Genomic DNA, 19877 nt, shown 5'->3' on the forward strand with positions numbered 1-19877 from the left:
CCGTATGTTGGCTCATTCCATCAGACCGAAAAAGCTCAGGCCCTCCCGCAAAATCGCTGATGGCCAAGAATTGCCGGTGTAAGACTCTTTGTCTCTGATCACTCGTACTCTGGCTCCATATAGATGGTGAAGCGGAGGGCGAGGATGATGGCGAGGGTTTGGGTGGCGGAGATGCCGAGCATGATGGCGATCTGGTACTGGACCGCCTCGATCGGGTTGAAGCCGCCGAGAATCTGACCTGTCATCATTCCGGGCAGCGAGACCAGTCCCAGTGTTGCCATGCTGGCGATAACGGGGGAGGCGGCTGCGCGCAGGGAGGATTTGACGAGTGTTCGCCGGGCTTCCAGTTTGGTCGCTCCCATGGTGGTGAGCAGCTCGATGTGTTCCTTATCTTCCGGTGTTCTCAAGTTGAACCGGCGCAGGGCGATGACCAGCGACCCCAGAGCGTTGCCGAGCAGCATGCCGGCGATTGGGATGGTGACCTGCGCAGAGTACCACGGCACAGGGCGGCTGAGGATTACGATGAACATCAGCAGTACTGGCAGCATGGCAATGAGTATGGCTGCCGTGAGCGGGGCTGTTGATTTGAGGCGGGGCATTTGTGCACGACCAGCCGAGGTGATTGCAGCGATTATTGCCATGGCGACCAGCCAGAGCAGGTTGAGGGCCAGATTGTCCAGATCGAAGACGGTTTGCAGATAGAACCCGATGACCAGCAGCTGAATGCTCATGCGGGCAATGGATATTGCCAGATCCCGGGAGAGGTCTTTGAGGCCCATAGTCCAGAGCAGGGACAGTGGGATGATTGCTATGAGATAAAAGAGAGCCAGATCACTCCACGCGACATTTGAGGTCATTGCGCGCGCTCCTGTGAGCCTGGCTGTGCTGGTTCGGGCAGTTCAATTACCTGATCAATCTTGCTTTGAAGGTGGGCGTCGTGGGTGACAGCCAGCAGTGTCCCGGTGTTTTCCATCAGCAGGTCACCACAGGCGAGGGCATGGGCTTTGTCGAGGGCTGCTGTGGGTTCGTCTGCAATCCACAAAGGACGTTGCAGAAGCAGCGCACGGGCGAGTGCGAGGCGTTGACGTTCGCCGCCGGAAAGGCTGCTTGTCGCCTGATCGAGTGCCGTGTTGGGCAGGCCCGCTGCTGTGAGAGCCTGAAGCATCTGAGTATCTGATGGCTTGCGTTTGTGATTGGCTTGCAGCTCAAACGGTGCCAGCAAGGCCTCGCGAATATGGTCTGCCAGAGGGCTCACGCGTTGAGGGAGCCAGTTGAGTCGTTTGTGGAGCTGTGTTCGCCCGCCTGCTGTGTAAGAGACGCCGTTGAAGAGCAGCTCGCCTGCCTCCGGTTTATCCAGCCCTGCGAGAATGCGCAGGAGAACCGTTTTGCCCCGACCGGAAGGGGCGCGGAGGCACAGTTTATCGCCTTCATACAGCTTGAAACAATAGGCGTGAAAGAGCTGGCGCCCTTGCTTGGTGACTGAGATATTTCGGGCCTCGATAAGAGGCACACGCTCTGCGTCCTGAGGGGCGGCCATTGGAACTCCTGATTGCAGGAGGGAGAGTTCCCTAGTTGCTGTGGAAAATCAAGGAGGGAGTGGTGGCCATGGTGTTTTGGGAGTGGACCTTATTTGGGTGAGCCAAGGTCATGTGCTGCTTGTGCTCTCATGGAGCTGTTGAATGTAAGGGGCATGGTTCGATCCGATGCCCCTCACTGACGTTGCCCGATTAAGAAGTCGGGGCTTTCGCCTTGTTCATCAGTTTGATCTCAGCAGGGGTCAGCTTACGGGAGCCTTTGCCGCGCTTGAGATTGAAAGTAACCGGGTTTGGATAGTGATCCAGAGTTGCGCCAGTCGCTGCATCAACACCAACACCAATAACACCACCAAGGATAATGTTGCCAGCCATGCCAGCTGCACCTTTGCCGCTGACGCGGGTCTGAACATCGATGACCTGAGACTGGTAGCCCGGTGCAGATGCAGTCAGAGTGAATTCTTTTTTACGTGGAACGTTGATCACGCAAGGTCCAACACAAGTATGCGCTGTTGTTGATGTGATTTTTGCGTTTGCTGGCTTTACATCGATTTTGATGTCTTCAGATGTGCCGCGAACAACTGTGCCGCAACCGGCCAAGAGAATGCTGGATGCTACGACGCCAGCTACAAAATAGGATTTCATTTCCCAACTACCCCAAATTTACGTTGAGGCTAATTAGGCAGATGTCACAATTCAGTCAAATTCCTTAATGAATTTTTCTGGTGATATCTTTACCGATAGGTTGCATGTTTATAATCTGTTAAATTTTTAGGAGACCCTGAAATGAGTAGAATTTCTCATCTTTTTCTCGTGAACATTGTTTCATTTCCCTAAAAGAATCTTAAATTACGTAGCGTATTCAAATAATTAACTTGGTATCTTCTAAACTCTCCGGCAACCAAGACTTTATACTTGCGCATATTCTCATCCGAAAACCGGAACCACTTACGGGGATATGCATAGATGGAGGCCGGTAGATGTTTATCTCGTTCGCCCGCTTACAGATCTATTTTGTCATCGCGCTGCTGCTGATTGTGGTGGTTTATCCGCTGTATCTGTTTGGATCGGTGATGGGCCTTGACGGATTCGATCTGCGCAGGGTGGGGGGCGACTTCTACCAGTTCCTGCTTGCCTCTCGCATGGCTGTGGCGGGGCAAGCTGCGCAGCTTTATGACTTTGGCTGGTTTTATGATGAAGTACAGCGCAATGTGGCTGGTGGCTCCGGCTTTTACGCTTGGGTGCATCCGCCAAGTCTGCTGGTCTTTCTGGTTCCGCTGTCTGGGTTGACCTACCTGCAGGCTTATAGCCTTTGGATGGGGATGGGAGCTTTGCTCTCGTTGTCTGTCGCCTTTAGCCGTAAAGCGCCTATTCGTGCATTCACCTTTTTCATTTTCGCCCCAGCAACTCTGGTAAACCTGTTTTACGGTCAGTTTGGCATGCTGGCTGGCGGGTTCCTTTATGGCGGGTTGCGGTTGCTGGACCGGCATCCGGCGTGGGCGGGTGTGTTGCTTGGGTGTGTTTCCATCAAGCCTGAGCTGTTTATGCTGATCCCGATTATATTGATTGCTCACCGCAGTATCATCGCGCTGTGTGCGTGTGTTGCGACAGTGGCGTTTCTTGTTGATGCCTCTGCTGTGTTTTTTGGGTCTGGTCTTTGGTGGATCTATCTGGATACGGTTCCGTCCTTACTGGCAACAGTCATGGACCAGGGTGAGGGCAGCTTCCTTTATCTGATTCCATCTGCGTTTGGGGCGATGCGGGCGCTTGGGTTTTCTGCGACGGCTGGATATCTGGTACAATTGCCTTTCACTGTTTTGGCGTTCGTGGTGGTGTTCTGGCTGTTTATGCGTGAGCGTGAACCGATTGCCCGCAACCTTGCTGTGACGCTGTGTGTTTTGCTTGCAACGCCTTTCCTGTTCCTCTGGGACTATGCAGTGCTTTCTCCGGCGCTCTACCTTTATGCGACACGCACTGGTCTGTTTGATGATGACGCGAATTCTCCGTTTGTAGCGCCGCTCTTATTGTTTGCGGTTTATCTTTTGCCAATCGTCAATATTGCGCTGGCGGCTCATGGCTTCCCGGTGGGGCCAATCTTCACGGCGCTGGCGTTGGCTGCTGTGTTAACGCGGATGGTTGGTATTGATCAGATGCAAGTTAGTGTAGGGGATGAACCAGAGGAGGGGGATAACTCCCTTTCTGATGAGCGTGAAAAGGATGAAGGGCTCGGGACAACCTGAGCCTTGGCCGTCCGTTACTTAGGAACGCAGGTTTCACGTAAAAAACGCAGATCAACGCAAAATCACACAAAGCAACGCAAACTGCGCAAAGTCATGGACCAACTTTTCTCGGGTCCAGAGTAATTCCTGTCTAAATCTTAACTGTTCTGGCTGGTGTGTTATTCCCGGTGGCGATAAGACTAATGCCCAGTTGATGATTAAACAGGTGAGTAAACCGGTGAGCCTTGCTGATACCTCTCAAAAAGAAATTGAAGCCCTGAACGCGGACGAAGCTGCGCTGGAGCTGGAGCGGCTGGCGGGGCTGATAGCTGAGTATGATGCGGCCTATCACACCAAAGATGCGCCGATTGTTGATGATGCGACCTATGATGCGCTGCGCCGCCGGAACGAGGCTTTGGAAGCTGCTCATCCGGAACTGGTGCGCGCAGACAGCCCGAGCAACCGGGTTGGTGGTGCTGTTGCGGAAGGCTTTGGCAAGGTCACTCACGCCGTACCGATGCTCTCGCTGGATAATGCGTTTTCTGACGAGGATGTGCAGGACTTCATTGGCAAAGTGCGGCGCTTCTTAAAGTATGATCCGTTGATGGGCGCACTTGCGGTGACGGCTGAGCCGAAGATTGATGGCCTTTCCCTTTCTTTGCGCTATGAGAGCGGCAAACTGGTTTATGCCGCAACCCGTGGTGATGGCACCACTGGTGAGAATGTGACAGCTAATGCGCTGACCATTAAGGATATTCCGCAGGTGTTGCCTGCGGGTGTGCCGGATGTGGTTGAAGTGCGCGGCGAAGTTTACATGAGCCATGCGGACTTTGCGGCACTGAATGCGCGTATGGAAGCCAATGGCGGCAAGGTGTTTGCCAACCCGCGCAATGCGGCAGCAGGGTCTTTGCGTCAGCTAAATTCCGAGATCACCAAGACCCGCCCGCTCAAGTTCTTCGCCTATGCCTGGGGGGACATGAGTGAGGTTCCTGCTGAGACACAGATGGGCATGGTGGAGCTGTTCGGGCAGTGGGGCTTCCAGATCAACCCGCTGATGAAGCGCTGTGAGAGCGCTGAGGAACTCCTGAAAGTCTATCATGGGATCGAGGAGGATCGCTCCGGTCTTGGCTATGATATTGACGGTGTGGTTTACAAGGTGGACCGGCTGGATCTACAGGGCCGTCTTGGCTTCGTATCGCGCTCACCGCGTTGGGCAATTGCTCATAAATTTCCGGCAGAACGCGCGTTTACAATGCTCAATGCCATTGAAATTCAGGTGGGACGAACAGGTGCACTGGCTCCGGTTGCAAAGCTGGAGCCTGTCACGGTTGGCGGTGTTGTGGTCTCTAATGCCTCTCTTCACAATGAAGACTACATCAAAGGCATTGGTCAGGATGGTGAACCCATCCGAGATGGCAAGGACATCCGTGTTGGTGATACGGTGATTATCCAGCGTGCCGGTGACGTTATCCCACAAATCGTGGACGTGGACTTGAGTAAACGGGCAGAAGATTCGGTTCCGTTCGAGTATCCCGTGAATTGTCCGGCCTGTGGCTCTCATGCCGTTCGCGAAGTCAATCCGAACTCTGGCAAGGTTGATGCTATTCGCCGTTGTACAGGTGGTTTGATTTGTCCAGCGCAAGCGATTGAGAAGCTTAAGCATTTCGTTTCCCGTAATGCCTTCGATATTGAAGGACTGGGCGAGAAGCAGGTGGAAGCGTTCTACGAATATGACATGGATAAAGGTGGGATCCGCACACCAGCGGACATCTTCACATTAGCGGAGCGGGACAAGAGCTCGCTCAACAAGCTGCGTTCGCGTGAGGGGTTTGGTGCTGTTTCTGCGCGCAAGCTGTTTGAAGCTATTGATAGCAAACGGCAAATTGAACTGAACCGTTTGATTTTCGGGCTTGGAATTCGCCATGTTGGAGAGGGAAATGCCAAGCTTCTGGCTCGGGCGTACTCCTCCTGGAGTGCTTTTTCTGATGCCATGATTGCAGCAACTGATGCAACTTCAGAAGCTTACCGTGAACTCAATGACATTGACGGAATTGGCGGTACGGTTGCCAATGCTCTGGTCGAGTTCTTTGCAGAGGAACATAACCGCGACGCGCTTGCTGCACTGATTGACCAGATCACCCCGCTTGATGTGGTTGTTGCTGATAGCTCTGACAGTCCCGTTGCTGGAAAAACACTCGTGTTTACAGGTAGTTTGGAGCGTATGAGCCGGGATGAGGCGAAGGCACGTGCGGAAAGTCTGGGTGCGAAAGTGTCTGGTTCTGTTTCCAAGAAAACTGATCTGGTGATCGCGGGTCCGAAGGCTGGGTCTAAGCTCACCAAAGCACAGAGCCTTGGTGTTCAGGTTATCTCAGAGGATGACTGGTTCGTGCTGGTTGGCGATCAATAATTAAAAAGCGAGGGAGCTGTTTGGCTCCTCTCGCTGCATTCGCAGGTTTGCGGCAAAACCTACTTCTGCGCCAATGTTGCTCTTAGGCGGACAGATGCTTCGGCGCGTCCGCCGATATAGAGCATCATGTTTTTGCCGTCTGTCTGAACGCTCATTGGGATGGTTTTTTCAACCTGCTTTTTCAGCGGGTCGTAGTCTGCTTCAGCTTTTTCAAGTGCTTTCAGAGCACTGTCGTATTCCTGGATCTTCTTTTTGACTGCAGGTTGGAGCTTGAGCAGCTTTTTGAGCTCTTTCGCCGTATCGCGATAGTTGGGATCAGTTTTAGGGTCTTTTTCCTGCTGCTTCAGCTGGCTTTCGAGCACTTTGAGCATTTTGTGTTTTGTCGAGATATCCTCTTCCAGTGACTTGGAGGCCTGAACAAAGCGGAAGGTTCTTGCTTTCTCTTTTTCAAGTGCGGCAATGTTCGTTCTGGCTTTCTTCATATCCGGCGCGTCTTCGACATGATTGTCGTAGGTCAGCCGGATGGCTGCCTTGCCCTGGAAAATGAGTTTGTCGAAGCTTGCAGTGTCCGTCGCGTGGATGTTCATCCGACGTCTGATTTCAGCCCAGATGCTTGTGCGGTTTTTATAGAAGTCATCGTAGTTTTTATATCTGCAAATGACCTTCGGCATATCTCAAACTCCATTCCAGTTGCGGTCAGATGTTCTCCAAAAGCAACATCCGTGACTAAGAGAGTGGGCAGGAAATCTTAGCAAGATCTCTCGGGAGACAGCGATAATTGAGCCAAATTTGAAGATGTGATCGTTGGGGTGGCTGAATTTGACAGGAAAACACCAGTGAGGCCGGAGCGCACCACTGGTGTTTTCTGAGATGTTTGAATGAGTTGTTTAGCCGATTTGCTTGCGGATCTCTGCCAGCATCGCCAGATGGGTATGGATGAAAGCGACCAGAATGGTTGCTGTTGCCACATCCACGTTCACAGGCTTTTTACCGGATTCCGGTGATTGAATCTTCAGCAAGTCCTCATGACCAGTGATTTCAGCTGAGATGTACAGACGGTCAAAGTCCTCACCGTTTTCGGCCTCCAGCTTCTTGTAGATGTCTTCCAGAGCAGCGGGACGCGGGGGAGGCATGGCGCCTGTGGATTCAATCACTTTTGAGACCGCAGTTTGTTCTTCGCTTTCCAGCTCTGCAAACTGGCGCACCAATGGATTGCTGGCCTTCATTGTCGCCATTTCACTGATGGCAAGTGAGAAGGGGCTGATTGTCAGCGTCTTGTTGGTGTAATCGGTGGAGCCGTGGTGGTTGGCCTGGGCGGAGGAAACCAGAGCAGGTGCTGCCAGTAAAGAACCGGAGATGCCAATGAGGGCGTTCCGACGTGTCATGTGTAACTTACCAGTATTCATAGTTTTTCTTTCAGGTTGTTACAGTGTTGTTTGTCTTTCGGAAGTGAAGATATTCCCATTGCTAAGCTGAGTTATTCTCGTTGGCAGGTATACGCATACTTCCTCTTTAAAACACTAAAGGGCCTCCCGGATTTCAAGTAACTCAGAACAAGCTTGATAAAACATCACAGAGCAAAACTGGCGTGAGGCAAGAGTTACTGAGTGAAGATGCCTTGCCCTACAAAACGATGTGTATCTCTTTGCTGATGCCTCGCTTCTTCAATGTTGTTGCTATATTGTTCCTCGTTAAGTATTGGAGATTCTCCCTCTGATTTGAGAGGGGTATGCGTTCAAAGGATCTAACGAGCTCAATGGCAAACTCTTCTGGCCCACTTCATCGCGGAATACCTGCTCACCCTGCTGATCCTCTGGCTGCACCACAGCCCAAGGCAGGTGGTATCGCAGCGAGGGCCATGGCTGCACGGCAAACCAACGCCCCAGCCTACATGGAAGGATTGAATGCAGAACAACGACTTGCTGTTGAGACGATCAACGGACCAGTGCTCGTTCTTGCAGGTGCTGGCACTGGTAAGACACGTGTTCTGACAACGCGTATTGCACATATTCTGGCAACGGGTCACGCCACTCCGGGGCAGATCCTTTCTGTGACCTTCACTAACAAAGCTGCCCGCGAGATGAAAACGCGCATTGGCGCTTACATTGGCGATGGCGTTGAAGGCATGGCCTGGCTCGGCACGTTCCACGCCATCTGCGTGAAGATTTTGCGCCGCCATGCTGAGCTTGTTGAGTTGAAGTCCTCGTTCTCCATTCTGGATACGGACGATCAGGTTCGTTTGATCAAGCAGATCATTCAGGCGGAAGGTCTGGATGAAAAGCGTTGGACTGCAAAGACATTTGCGGGGCTGCTGGACAGCTGGAAGAACCGCGGGCTTACACCCTCACAGATTTCAGCTGGTGACGCACAGGCCTTTGCTAACGGCTTGGGGCGCAAGCTTTATGAGACCTATCAGGAACGGCTTAAGATCCTGAATGCCTGTGATTTTGGTGATTTGCTGCTGCACTGTATTACGATCTTCAAAGAGCATGATGATGTTTTGAAGAGCTTCCAGCATCGCTTCCGTTACATGCTGGTGGATGAGTATCAGGATACCAACATCGCGCAGTACATGTGGTTGCGTCTGCTGGCGCAGGGCAATCCGAACGTGGCCTGTGTTGGTGATGATGACCAGTCCATTTATGGCTGGCGTGGTGCTGAGGTTGATAACATCCTGAGATTTGAGCAGGATTTCCCGGGTGCCGTTGTGGTTCGTCTTGAGCGGAACTATCGCTCGACCAGCCACATCTTGTCCGCAGCTTCTCATCTGATTGCACACAATCAGGGCCGTCTTGGTAAAACCCTTTTCACCGACCAGATGGGTTCTGAGGAAGAAGAGAAGGTGCAGGTTACCTCGGCCTGGGATTCTCAGGAGGAAGCCCGCTCCATTGGTGATGAGATTGAAGCTCTTCAAAACCATGGGCATTCTCTGAATGAAATGGCCATTTTGGTGCGTGCGTCCTTCCAGATGCGCGAGTTTGAAGACCGGTTTGTCACGCTTGGATTGAACTACCGCGTGATCGGTGGTCCGCGCTTTTACGAGCGTATGGAGATCCGCGATGCGCTCGCCTATTTCCGCTGTGTGATGCAGACGTCAGACGATCTGGCTTTTGAGCGTATCGTGAATACGCCGAAGCGTGGGCTTGGTGAAGCGACGCTGAAGATTGTTCATGCTTATGCACGGGAGCGCGCTATTCCGCTGATGATCGCTGCTGAAGAGTTGGTGCAGACCAATGAGCTGCGTCCGAAAGCTCGTGCTGCGCTCGCGGATGTTCTTGGCATGTTGGAGAACTGGCGTAATCAGGTTGAGACCATGAGCCATACGGAACTGGCGGAGATCATTCTTGATGAGAGTGGTTACACCCAGATGTGGCGTCAGGATCGATCTGCTGAAGCGCCGGGACGTTTGGACAACCTGAAAGAACTTATCCGCTCGATGGAAGAGTTTGAGAGCATGGCTGGGTTCCTTGAGCACATCTCGTTGGTGATGGATAAGGACAGCGATGCGGAAGAGGATGCGGTCTCGATTATGACACTCCATTCTGCAAAAGGCCTTGAATTTGATAGTGTTTTCCTTCCCGGTTGGGAAGAGGGTGTGTTCCCGAACCAGCGGGCATTGGATGAAACCGGACAAGCTGGTCTGGAAGAGGAACGGCGCCTTGCCTATGTGGGTCTTACCCGTGGCCGCAAGCGTGTGAAAGTGTGGTTTACCTCTAACCGCCGCATTCATGGCTCGTGGCAGTCCTGCATTCCTTCGCGGTTTCTGGATGAGCTACCTGCAGATAGTGTTGAGGTTGTTGAGGCCTCCAGCTCTTACGGTGGGTATGGTCTGAATAGCGCTGGTGGTGGTTATGGTGCCAGCCGGTTTGACAACAGTGATCCCTTCCAGAGCAAGTACTCTACGCCGGGTTGGCAGCGTGCGCGTAAGGCGCAGGCGTCTGGTCAGCAGTATGGCAAAATGCATGGCGGAAACCAGAGCCGTCGTGCCAAGAAGGCTGGTCCGATGACCATTGAAGGCGAGCTGGTTGCCAAGAGCGTTACTGAGGCAGGAAGCGATTTTGCGATTGGTGAGCGGATCTTCCATATGAAGTTCGGTTATGGATTGATCGGCGATATCGAGGGGAACAAGCTTACCGTCGATTTTGAAAAAGCTGGCCAAAAGAAAGTGCTCGATAGCTTTGTTGAGCGGGCATAAGCTGCAACTCAAGCGTTAATTACCTTTAGGGTAGATTGTGCTATCTCTCTTCTAAGTTGTGTTGGGAGATGGCAATGAATGAGGTGGTTCTCGCGCTTGCGATGATTGGTGTGGCGGGGGTTGGTGCACAATGGCTTGCCTGGCGATGGTCTTTACCTGCGATCGTTCTTCTGCTTGTTGCTGGCTTTCTCATTGGTCCTGCCACGGGTGTTCTCAGTCCAACTGCGTTGTTCGGTGATTTATTGCGTCCAACTGTTGCGCTTGGTGTTGCCGTTATTCTGTTTGAAGGCGGTCTTTCTCTTAACTTTCAACGTATTGGCGGTGTTGAGAAGGCGGTTTGGCGGCTCGTTCTTTTGGGCGCTTTTATCGCGTTTTTGTTGGGCGCATTGAATGCCCACTATATCGCAGAGCTGAGCTGGCCTTCGGCGCTGGTGTTTGCTGCCATTCTGATTGTTACCGGTCCTACTGTTATTATTCCCCTTCTGCGTCAGGCGCGGTTAGAGCGACGGGTGAGTTCGCTGCTGCGCTGGGAAGCGATCCTTGCTGATCCACTTGGTGCGCTGCTCGCGGTGTTCATGTTTGAAGGGTATCTGGTTTATCACGGCGACCATGGTTTTTGGGTGCTGGCGATCCGGGCTGTGGCTGGGTTGTTGATTGGCGGTGTTGGTGGCTGGGCGCTGGGGCGTGGATTGATCTGGCTGTTTGTTGGTGGTCGCGTTCCTGAATTTCTCAAAGTTCCGCTGATTTTTGTGAGTGTGATGGGCGCTTATGCGCTTTCTGATCTGGTGCTGGAGGAATCCGGCCTGCTGACGGTGACGGTTCTTGGGCTGGTGCTCGGTAACTCTCGTCTTGCCAGTCTTGAAGAGCTGAAACGGTTTAAGGAAGCCGTCACGATCATTCTGGTGTCTTCGGTATTCATTGTTTTGACGGCTTCAGTTCAGCTTGGCAGTCTTGCGGAGTTTGGGTTGGAGGATTTGGCATTTATTCTGGTGCTGTTGTTTGTGATCCGGCCTATCTCTGTTTGGGTTGGAACCATTGGTGCTCACTTGAGCTGGAAAGAACGTTTGCTGGTTGGGTGGATTGCGCCACGTGGTATTGTGGCCGTTGCGGTTTCCGGCTTGTTTGCAAGGTCGCTTGTTGAGCATGGAGCTCCTGATGGAGAGCGGTTGGCGGTTTTGTCGTTTGCCGTTGTGGTTGCCACAGTGTTTGCGCACGGGTTTTCGCTTGGGCCATTTGCACGGTGGCTGGGGCTTTCCAGCCATACGGGGCCGGGATTGCTGATTGTGGGAGCGAGCCGGTTTAGCGTAGCACTTGCGACCAAGCTGAAAACGCTGGATGTTCCGAGCCTTACCGTTGACCGTAACTGGGGTAAGCTGCGGCTTTCGCGCAATGCCGGGCTTACGAACCACTATGGCGAGGTTCTTTCTGAGGAAGTTGAGAATGAGCTTCCGCTTGAGAATTACAGCGTTTTGCTCGCTGTGACTGATAATGATGATTACAACGCGCTGGTGACCACAAACTTTGGACCGCTTATGGGGCGAGGGGAGGTGTATCAGTTTGCACCCTCAGAAGAGCAAAGCGAGAAGGAAAAGTTTCGCCGTGTTGTGACGCTTGGTGGGCGTCCCTTCCTGACACCAGAACACAGTTATAACGACCTTGAAACGAAGATCCGTGAAGGCTGGTTCATCAAAGCCAGTGAGCTGACAGATACTTATGGCTGGACCGAGTTTCAGGAGGCTTTGCCAGAGACGGCTATTGTGCTGATGTTGATAGACCCGACCAAGAAGCTTCGCCCACTGAATGGCACCAAGCCTGCGATGCCGATTGCTGGTTCAACAATACTTAGCCTTGTTCCCTGCGAATATGCGGCAGAGCGCGAGAAAGCCTCGTGAGTACTGGCTTTTCGTTGCTGCACCTTCTATACGCCTAGGCAAAGGTTTTCACTGAGTTTTGATAGCTCATCGTAACTAAGGGATTTTGCATGGACACGATCCGGGTTCGCATTCCGGCACCTGAGGCTGAAGCAAAAGCACTCTCCGATATTATGGAGGCGCGCTTTGAAGATGACGGGTTCCCAGTTGCCGTCTTTGAAAGCTCCAAGGACGGAAAAACTTGGACCGCAGAAGTGCTGGTTCTGGAATCTACGGTTGATGACGCAATCAATCTGGTTGAAATGCGTTTGTTTGATCAGTTTGAAGGCGGCGTTATTCCAAGTTTTGCTGAAGTTGAGGCGCTGCCTGACATCAACTGGGTTGCCAAATCCCTTGAAGGTTTGAAGCCGGTTCGTGCGGATCGGGTTATCGTTCATGGTGCGCATGATCGTGATGCTGTCGGCCAGTCTGACATTGGTATCGAGATTGAAGCAGCACAGGCTTTTGGTACCGGTCACCATGGTACGACTGAAGGTTGCCTGTTGGAGCTTCAGCGCTTGTTGAAGCGGCACAAATACCACCGTATGCTTGATTTAGGCACCGGAACGGGTGTTCTGGGCATTGCACTTGCTAAGCTGACCAGCTCTGAAGTTCTGGCGACCGATATTGATCCGATTGCGGTGGAAGCTGCGATTGATAATGCGCGTAAGAACAATGTGGGGCCTCACTTCAAAGCCTTTACCGGTGCTGGTGTGGATGACCGCCGCTTTAATGAGTTTGGCCCGTTTGATTTGGTTGTTGCCAATATTCTTGCAAGACCGTTGATGCAGATGTCCGCTAAACTGTGCGCTCACCTTGCGCATAAGTCTACGCTGGTTCTATCCGGCTTGCGGATTGAGCATGGTCCACGGATCATCTCAGCGTATGGACAGCAGGGATTGAAGCTTGTGCATCGCCGCGAGATTGAAGGATGGCTGACGCTGACCTTTGCAAAAGGCAACTGGGACTCATAAGGCCTGACAGATTGCTAAAGCAGTTCGCATTTAAATGGAAACGCATGAACTGCTTTAGCCTTTGTTTTTGCGTATTTTTCTCCGAAAACCGGTTTCCACTTTTCGGAGATACGCTGTAATAATTCTGAACCCTCATTGCTGATGCAGTGAGGGTTTTTTGATGTCTGATTGAAATGCAAAAAAACAAAAAACCTTTGCTTCCTGATCCGGCAAATTGGGAGGAAATTGCCGGGGAAGCAAAGGTTTTTTTGTGTGCCAAGCAACTGGGAGGAATTTGCTTAGCTTGCTAGATACTGGGAGGAGGTATCCAGCTGTATGAGTGGCATTTCTAGCGCTTTATCAGCAGCTGATGGATGCCGGCCATTTTTGTCGTGCAGATCACTTTGGGAGGAGGTGTGATCCACCGGTTTGCTTTGGGAGGGAAGCGCCCCGTCGACAAGAGGAGTTATCTATTATTTTAGTTTGTAAAAAAAGAGATAGTTTCGCATGACACTTATGCGTTTTTTGCATATCTCTGTATTGTCATGATCTGAAATTGCATGGAGTACATAGCAGATCTGCGTATAGCGCATGGATTGTGTACTTCTGTATCCCCATCGTCTGAATTGAGAGCATAAATTCCTCTTAGGAGCCGTGTTTGTATGGTTGAGTTGCGTGACGATCGGCATTAGCCTTCCGGCATGTTTCAAAGCTTTGACACAGTAAATGATAAATCTCGTGGGCCGGTTCGGTTGGCCGCTCTGCGAGACGAGCTGGCCTCGCGTGGGCTTGATGGCTTTTTGGTGCCGCGGGCAGATGCTCACCAAGGTGAGTACGTTCCTGATAGTGACTGCCGCCTTGAGTGGCTGACGGGTTTCACCGGCTCTGCTGGTATTGCTGGTGTTCTCAGTGACAAGGCAGCTGTTTTTATTGATGGCCGCTACACCATTCAGGTGCGGGATCAGGTAGACGAAGAGGCGTTTGCCTATCGTCATCTGATTGATGAGCCGCTGACGGGCTGGCTTCGTGAGAACGCGGCAGAAGGCCAGAAGATCGGGTACGATCCGATGTTGCATCCTGTTCGTCAGGTGCGCTCCCTGAAAGCTGCCTGTGAAAAGGCTGGTGCACAGCTGGTTGCTATTGAAAGCAATCCTGTTGATGCCGTTTGGAGTGATCGCCCGGAAGCGCCGCTTGGTGCCGTGAAAATGCACGGGATGCAGTTTGCTGGTGAAAGTGCTGCAGACAAGATCAAGCGTATTGGTGAGTTGATTGCTGGAAAAGAGGCGGATACAGCGCTTCTGACACAGCCAGACTCCATTGCGTGGCTGTTGAACATTCGCGGTAGCGATGTGATGCATACGCCGCTGCCACTGTCTTTTGCTTTGGTACCGACCAACGGCAAGCCATCGCTGTTTATTGATGGGCGCAAGCTTTCCAATGAAGTGCGTGATGAGCTGAGCGCTCTTGCTGATATTGCAGGACCGACAGAACTTGCACCTGCATTGAAAGCATTGGGTACTGAAGGCAAACGAGTGCTCATTGATACCGGTCTTGCGGGTCAGGCTCTTTATGATGCGGTTGCTGGCAATGGCGGCCATGTTGTGGAAGGGCAGGAGCCAACTCTGCTGCCCAAGGCTGTTAAAAATCAGGCTGAGATCGAGGGCACAAAAGCTGCGCATCTGCGTGACGGTGTTGCCTATGCTGGCTTCCTTGCATGGTTTGAGAAGACGGCGCCTCTTGGTGGCCTGACTGAAGTTGTTGTTGCTGAAAAGCTTGAGGAGTTCCGCCGTGAGACGGGTGCTTTGAAGGACATTTCTTTCGACACTATTTCAGCGGCTGGCCCTCACGGTGCGATCTGTCACTACCGTGTGAGCAACGATAGCAATCTGCCGATTGAGCTGAACAGTGTGTATCTGATCGATTCTGGTGCGCAGTACGAGGATGGCACAACAGACATCACACGTACGCTTGCTGTTGGAGCTGTGACTGCTGAGCAGTGCAAGCACTTTACGCTTGTTCTGAAGGGCCATATTGCCATTGCGACCGCGCGTTTTCCTGTTGGGACGACTGGGTCACAACTGGATACGCTGGCTCGTATCGATCTTTGGAAGCAGGGGCTCGACTTCGACCATGGCACTGGCCACGGTGTCGGCTCTTATCTGGGCGTGCATGAAGGTCCGCAGCGGATCTCCAAAGCTCCAAACAGCATCGCGTTGAAGCCGGGTATGATCCTTTCCAATGAGCCGGGTTATTACCGGGCTGATGAGTACGGCATCCGGATTGAGAACCTTGAGCTGGTGACGCCTGCTGCTGCCATTGAGGGTGGTGATCAGAAAATGCTCGGTTTTGAGCCGCTTACACTGGCACCGATTGACCTGCGTATGGTGGATACCAAGCTTCTCTCCGCGTTCGAGCTGAACTGGCTGAATGCTTACCATGCTCGTGTGCGGGAACTGGTTGGGCCACTGCTGGATGGTGAGACCAAAGCATGGCTGGAAGAGGCGACCCGTCCGGTTTCCTGAGCCGCTCCTGCTTCTCATTAGGTTAAAGAAAACCCCGCTTCATGGAGCGGGGTTTTTGTTTAGATGACAGTGAGTGCCATTCTGAGCACGACAACACTGACAACACCGAGTGTCATGGCTGCGAGCATTGGCAAGCGTAGGGCTGCAATCGCGGTGATGGCTGTTGCTGTGGTCTCTGCGATGCCGGTTGCGAAGGCTGTTGGGGCGACGACCGACATAAGGATTGCTGGCGGAACGGCTTGCAAGGCTGCCTCAGTTCTGCCTGAGAAAGTGACGAATTTTGTCAGCACCAGCCCTGCGATGCGGGTCAGGTAGGTTCCTGCTGCCATTGCCACAATGGTGAAGAGGACAAGCGGATCAACTGCGAAGACTTCTGACATCATGACTGAAGTGCCTCCGCAGGTTTCCGGAGCCCGTTGGTTTTTTCGTCATACTGGACTGCTGCGGCGATGACGCCTGCGATTGCGCCAGCGATTATGTACCAAGCACCTGGAACGAACTTGTGAGTGAGTACTGCTGCTAAACCGCTCGCTGCGAGGACTACACCAGTTTTGCGGCCTTGCCAGAAGCCCATGACCAGACAGATGAAGAGAGCGGTGAACGCAAAGTCCAGACCGTAGCGGGATGGGTCGCCCATGACTGCGCCTATCAGGCTTCCGACCACTGTCGCGACTTGCCAGGTGATGAACAGGGTCAGGCCAACACCGAGATAGAAACTGAAAGTGGTGTGATGCTTGATGGCGCGCTGTTCAGACAGAGCCCAGACCTCATCGGCCAATATGAAGAAGCCGAGGTATTTTTGCAGGGGTGTCCAATGGCCGAGTTTGGGGGCAAGGGATGCACTCATAAGCACGTGGCGCAGGTTGATCAGGAAAGTAGAGAAGGCAATGGTGAGCCACGGGAGTGGGTCGGCCCACAAATCCAGCGCAAGAAACTGGGAGCCGCCTGCAAATACGAAGGAGCCCATCAGCAGGACTTCTAAAGGAGACATACCCTTTTGTGCTGCGAGCGCGCCAAACAACAGGCCGATGGGTGTCGCGGCGAAAATCAACGGGAAGAATGTTGTTACACCGAGGAAAAATTCATTGGGACCAGCGTTGATCGCTGATTTGTTCTGATTGCTTTTCACAAAACCCTCCTAGAGCCTGTTGCGCTCATTTGCATTCACGCCTCACGCTCTAATTTCTTTACTTTCAGCGAATTCTTGTCGTTTGATTGAATTGAATCAAACGACAAGAATTCGCTCCAGAGCATGGAGTGCTTTTAAGTCAGAGAGGCCGATGTCGTCTTGAATGAAATTGCGCTTCTGGTATGCCGCTGTGATTAAATGGAAATCACAGATCGCTGGAAAGCTGCTGGTGTGGTGCCAACACGGGATTTGAACTGCCGCGTGAGATGGGCCTGATCCGCAAAGCCGCAGAGTGATGCCGTCTCACTTGGAGAGGTTCCGCGCACGAGCAGGCGTCTGGCATTTCGTACCCTCACATCGGTCAGGTAGGCATGCGGTGTTTGCCCAGTCGCTTTCTTGAAGGACCGGATGAGGTGATACTTTGATCGGCCCGAGATGTTCACCAGATCATCCAGATGCACGCTGCCCATGAAGCTTTCTTCCAGATATTCCCGCGCTCGTTTGATTGCGACGGGATCTTTTGATCCGGTGATGTTGTCAGTGAAGCTGCCGTGTTTTGCGAGCATCTTGGCGAAGATCATATAGAGCGGTTCTTCGGCTTCCAGATCAATGGAACGGTTCTGTATGGACTTGTGTGCTTCAACGAATTCCTGACAGAGCTCCGGGTCATGGACACAGGCCTCCGGGAAAAACGGCGTTCCGCTTTGTGGCTTGTCCGTCAGATCCTCAGCGATCTTCTGCAACAGTGAGATGCTGGGGTAGGTCATCCGGTAGGTGTAGCCGTAGCCCTCCGGTATGCCGTCGTGAAGCTCGAATGGGTTGACGAAGACCAGATCTCCGGGACCTGCGAATATCTGCTGTCCGCGTTGCCAGTAGCACTGACAGCCCGAGAGAATACCACCAACAACGAACGTGTCGTGAGTGTGAGGTTCGTAAACATGGGTTCTGAAACTTGCCGCAAGACATTCCAACCCATCAAAGCGAGGCGCACACCAGAATTGTGCGTTCTCTCCCGAATTGAGCGGAGTTGCTTCTAAGGCAATTTTTTGAGTAACCGGCTTCATAGACCCAATTTATCCAGCGAAGACAAGGATGTCTTGAATGAGATTGCTGTTTTTTGCGGATGGGTCAATGGAGATTATCTGGGGTTTGGCTAGCGGTGCTCCTCAACATTCGCCTGAATGAGAGCTGAATTGAAGTAACGCAGAGCCTTCACGTGACTTGCGTAACCGATAACTTCCGCCGGGTTCTTGGGGTCTATGACGGGCAGGGTGGATTTGCCTGCATCATCGAAGGTCTTGAGCGCTTTTTCGAGCGTGTCGAGCGGTGCAAGGAACGGTTCTTCTGACACTGGGTCGAAGGTGGTATCGGAGTCCGGCCTAGGTGGATCTGCGAAATCTTCAACATGAACAATGCGGACGAGCCATTTGTGGGCACCGTCCTGCAGCATGACACCGCGCATTTCCAGCTGCCAATGGAAGTAGGAACGGCCATGGATTGCCTGATTGAGGCCTGTTGAAACGGAGACAGCGATCAGCAGTGCAATGGACAACTCGTAACCACCTGTCAGCTCGAACACGATCATGGTGGTTGAGATTGGTGCGCCAAGGACGGCTGAGGCGACCGCTCCCATGCCTAAAATAGCGTAGAGGCCGTGGCTGGAAGCCATTTCGGGCAGGTGATTTGCCGCGATCAGACCAAAGGCACCACCCGTCATCGCGCCCAGATACAGTGAGGGTGAGAAGATGCCACCACCGAAGCGCGAGGCGAGCGTGATGGCTGTTGCTACTGTTTTCACGACGAGCAGCGAGAGCATCAATGTGAGCGGTAGTTCTGAGTTGAGCGCTCCATCTGTTGCCTCGTAGCCAACGCCAATGATTTCCGGATAGAAGACAGCGATTGAGCCAACCAATGCGCCGCCGATGATCGGGCGGAGCCAGATTGGCATTTTGATGTTTCTGGCAAGCCAGTCTGAGCCGATCAATGCAAACTGGAACGAGATGGCAACAATCGCGCAGATGATGCCGAGCAGCACGAAAGCCGGGAATTCCCAGTATGTGTTGATCTGGTAGTGGGGCAGAATGAAGGCTACTGCTTCGCCGAAATAGAGGCGAGACACGAGCGTTCCCATGGCTGATGAGAGCACGATTGGAACGAAGGCGGACATTGCGTAGTGTCCGAGGATGACCTCATGCGCGAACAATACGCCTGCGATTGGTGCGTTAAAGCTTGCAGAAACTGCACTTGCGACACCTGCAGCAAGCAGGATACGCATTGTTGAATCAGGGAGTTTCAGCTTGGAGAAGACGGAGGTGCCGAGTGTGGCGCCCAGATGAACCATGGGGCCTTCACGGCCAGCACTGGCGCCGCTGCCGAGTGAGATGACTGTGATGAGCGCGGAGCTGAGACCAGGCCAAAAGGGCAGGCCGGTTCCTCCATGAGCCCGTGCTTCAATCACGTCTGCTACGCCGCCAGCACGTTGCTTCTTCTGGATGGTTTGCAAAAGGAGGCCCACAATTGCGCCGCCTATGACGGGTGCCAGAACAATCACATACCATGGTTGCGCGTTGGCCGCGCTTATCATGCGTTCGGAGACGGTGCCGAGCGATAGCCACTGAACCAGACCGATGCCAATGCGAAACAGGATCGCAGACCCGCCCACAGCTGCCCCGATGATCAACGCAAGGAGCCAGACAAGCGGGAGCCGCGATGACATGAACAAACGTAAGTTAGGTTCGACCCATTTATAGGCTATACGCATTGCGATTTTCAGCGGGTTAGCTTGGTTTGGCATAATAGATTAAGCGATACGACAATGAATGATTGGCACTGTCTTTAACGAGATTCCCCGGCAAACGCTAATCAGGATATGCTCTGATCATCGGATTTCGGATCATTATTTTCGATAAGCACTGAGAAACACTTAAGGAACCTCAAGAGGCCGCAACGTCAAGGTGGGTTCAGCCTTGTCAAAAGCTCAATTATGCTGACCATGCAGAATACTATAATT

The 19877-nt window shown here is 52.7% G+C and carries 15 protein-coding genes; 6 read left to right on the plus strand and 9 right to left on the minus strand.

The genetic code is table 11. The features are described 5' to 3' along the window. Nucleotides 1–98 precede the first annotated feature (98 nt). The 3 genes from PsW64_RS09010 to PsW64_RS09020 form a co-directional block, all read right to left on the minus strand. Complete coding sequence (locus PsW64_RS09010) at nucleotides 99–857, minus strand: ABC transporter permease (RefSeq protein WP_063293896.1); 759 nt, start codon at nucleotides 855–857, stop codon at nucleotides 99–101. Beyond that, entirely contained in the window at nucleotides 854–1537 is a 684-nt protein-coding gene (locus tag PsW64_RS09015; protein WP_063303399.1) for an ATP-binding cassette domain-containing protein, read from the minus strand. The genes PsW64_RS09010 and PsW64_RS09015 overlap by 4 nt, the downstream gene beginning before the upstream one ends. A gap of 190 nt (nucleotides 1538–1727) precedes the next feature. Then, nucleotides 1728–2177, minus strand: a complete 450-nt coding sequence (locus tag PsW64_RS09020) for a hypothetical protein (RefSeq protein ID WP_063293894.1) — start codon at nucleotides 2175–2177, stop codon at nucleotides 1728–1730. 335 nt (nucleotides 2178–2512) lie between these two features. Here PsW64_RS09020 and PsW64_RS09025 point away from each other — a divergent pair, with 335 nt between their 5' ends. Both PsW64_RS09025 and ligA read left to right on the plus strand, forming a co-directional pair. Then, on the plus strand, nucleotides 2513–3772 hold the full coding sequence (locus PsW64_RS09025; RefSeq protein WP_063293893.1) for a glycosyltransferase family 87 protein: 1260 nt from the start codon (nucleotides 2513–2515) through the stop codon (nucleotides 3770–3772). Between the two features lie 193 nt (nucleotides 3773–3965). Further along, nucleotides 3966–6158: an NAD-dependent DNA ligase LigA gene (gene ligA / locus PsW64_RS09030; protein WP_208980679.1), complete on the plus strand. Its 2193-nt coding sequence runs from the start codon at nucleotides 3966–3968 to the stop codon at nucleotides 6156–6158. A 59-nt stretch (nucleotides 6159–6217) separates the two neighbouring features. On the opposite strand, the gene PsW64_RS09035 is transcribed toward ligA, so the two are convergent. Both PsW64_RS09035 and PsW64_RS09040 read right to left on the minus strand, forming a co-directional pair. After that, complete coding sequence (locus PsW64_RS09035) at nucleotides 6218–6829, minus strand: hypothetical protein (protein WP_063298185.1); 612 nt, start codon at nucleotides 6827–6829, stop codon at nucleotides 6218–6220. A gap of 216 nt (nucleotides 6830–7045) precedes the next feature. Next, nucleotides 7046–7543 (minus strand): DUF4142 domain-containing protein, encoded by a 498-nt coding sequence (locus PsW64_RS09040; RefSeq protein ID WP_208980680.1) that lies wholly within the window; start codon nucleotides 7541–7543, stop codon nucleotides 7046–7048. Nucleotides 7544–7914: 371 nt separating this feature from the next. Between PsW64_RS09040 and PsW64_RS09045 the strand changes: the two genes are divergently transcribed. The 4 genes from PsW64_RS09045 (at nucleotide 7915) to PsW64_RS09060 (ending at nucleotide 15738) form a co-directional block, all read left to right on the plus strand. Then, a complete protein-coding gene (locus PsW64_RS09045; protein WP_063303401.1) occupies nucleotides 7915–10353 on the plus strand; it encodes an ATP-dependent helicase in 2439 nt (812 codons plus the stop codon). A gap of 74 nt (nucleotides 10354–10427) precedes the next feature. Further along, on the plus strand, nucleotides 10428–12245 hold the full coding sequence (locus PsW64_RS09050; RefSeq protein WP_063303402.1) for a cation:proton antiporter: 1818 nt from the start codon (nucleotides 10428–10430) through the stop codon (nucleotides 12243–12245). Between the two features lie 89 nt (nucleotides 12246–12334). Next, nucleotides 12335–13237 carry a 50S ribosomal protein L11 methyltransferase gene (locus PsW64_RS09055; RefSeq protein WP_063293890.1) on the plus strand — a complete coding sequence of 301 codons (903 nt, stop codon included), beginning with the start codon at nucleotides 12335–12337 and terminating at the stop codon, nucleotides 13235–13237. A gap of 680 nt (nucleotides 13238–13917) precedes the next feature. Beyond that, the gene (locus tag PsW64_RS09060; RefSeq protein ID WP_063303403.1) at nucleotides 13918–15738 is read left to right on the plus strand and encodes an aminopeptidase P family protein; all 1821 of its coding nucleotides are present in this window, start codon (nucleotides 13918–13920) and stop codon (nucleotides 15736–15738) included. A gap of 59 nt (nucleotides 15739–15797) precedes the next feature. On the opposite strand, the gene PsW64_RS09065 is transcribed toward PsW64_RS09060, so the two are convergent. The 4 genes from PsW64_RS09065 to PsW64_RS09080 form a co-directional block, all read right to left on the minus strand. Next, entirely contained in the window at nucleotides 15798–16121 is a 324-nt protein-coding gene (locus PsW64_RS09065; RefSeq protein WP_063303404.1) for an AzlD family protein, read from the minus strand. Next, nucleotides 16118–16867, minus strand: a complete 750-nt coding sequence (locus PsW64_RS09070; RefSeq protein WP_063298180.1) for an AzlC family ABC transporter permease — start codon at nucleotides 16865–16867, stop codon at nucleotides 16118–16120. The genes PsW64_RS09065 and PsW64_RS09070 overlap by 4 nt, the downstream gene beginning before the upstream one ends. Before the next feature lie 194 nt (nucleotides 16868–17061). Continuing rightward, complete coding sequence (locus PsW64_RS09075) at nucleotides 17062–17931, minus strand: AraC family transcriptional regulator (protein WP_057465742.1); 870 nt, start codon at nucleotides 17929–17931, stop codon at nucleotides 17062–17064. An 89-nt stretch (nucleotides 17932–18020) separates the two neighbouring features. Further along, on the minus strand, nucleotides 18021–19661 hold the full coding sequence (locus PsW64_RS09080; protein WP_063303405.1) for a chloride channel protein: 1641 nt from the start codon (nucleotides 19659–19661) through the stop codon (nucleotides 18021–18023). Nucleotides 19662–19877 lie beyond the last annotated feature (216 nt).

The organism is Pseudovibrio sp. W64 (assembly GCF_001623145.1).
Classification (GTDB): Bacteria; Pseudomonadota; Alphaproteobacteria; order Rhizobiales; family Stappiaceae; genus Pseudovibrio.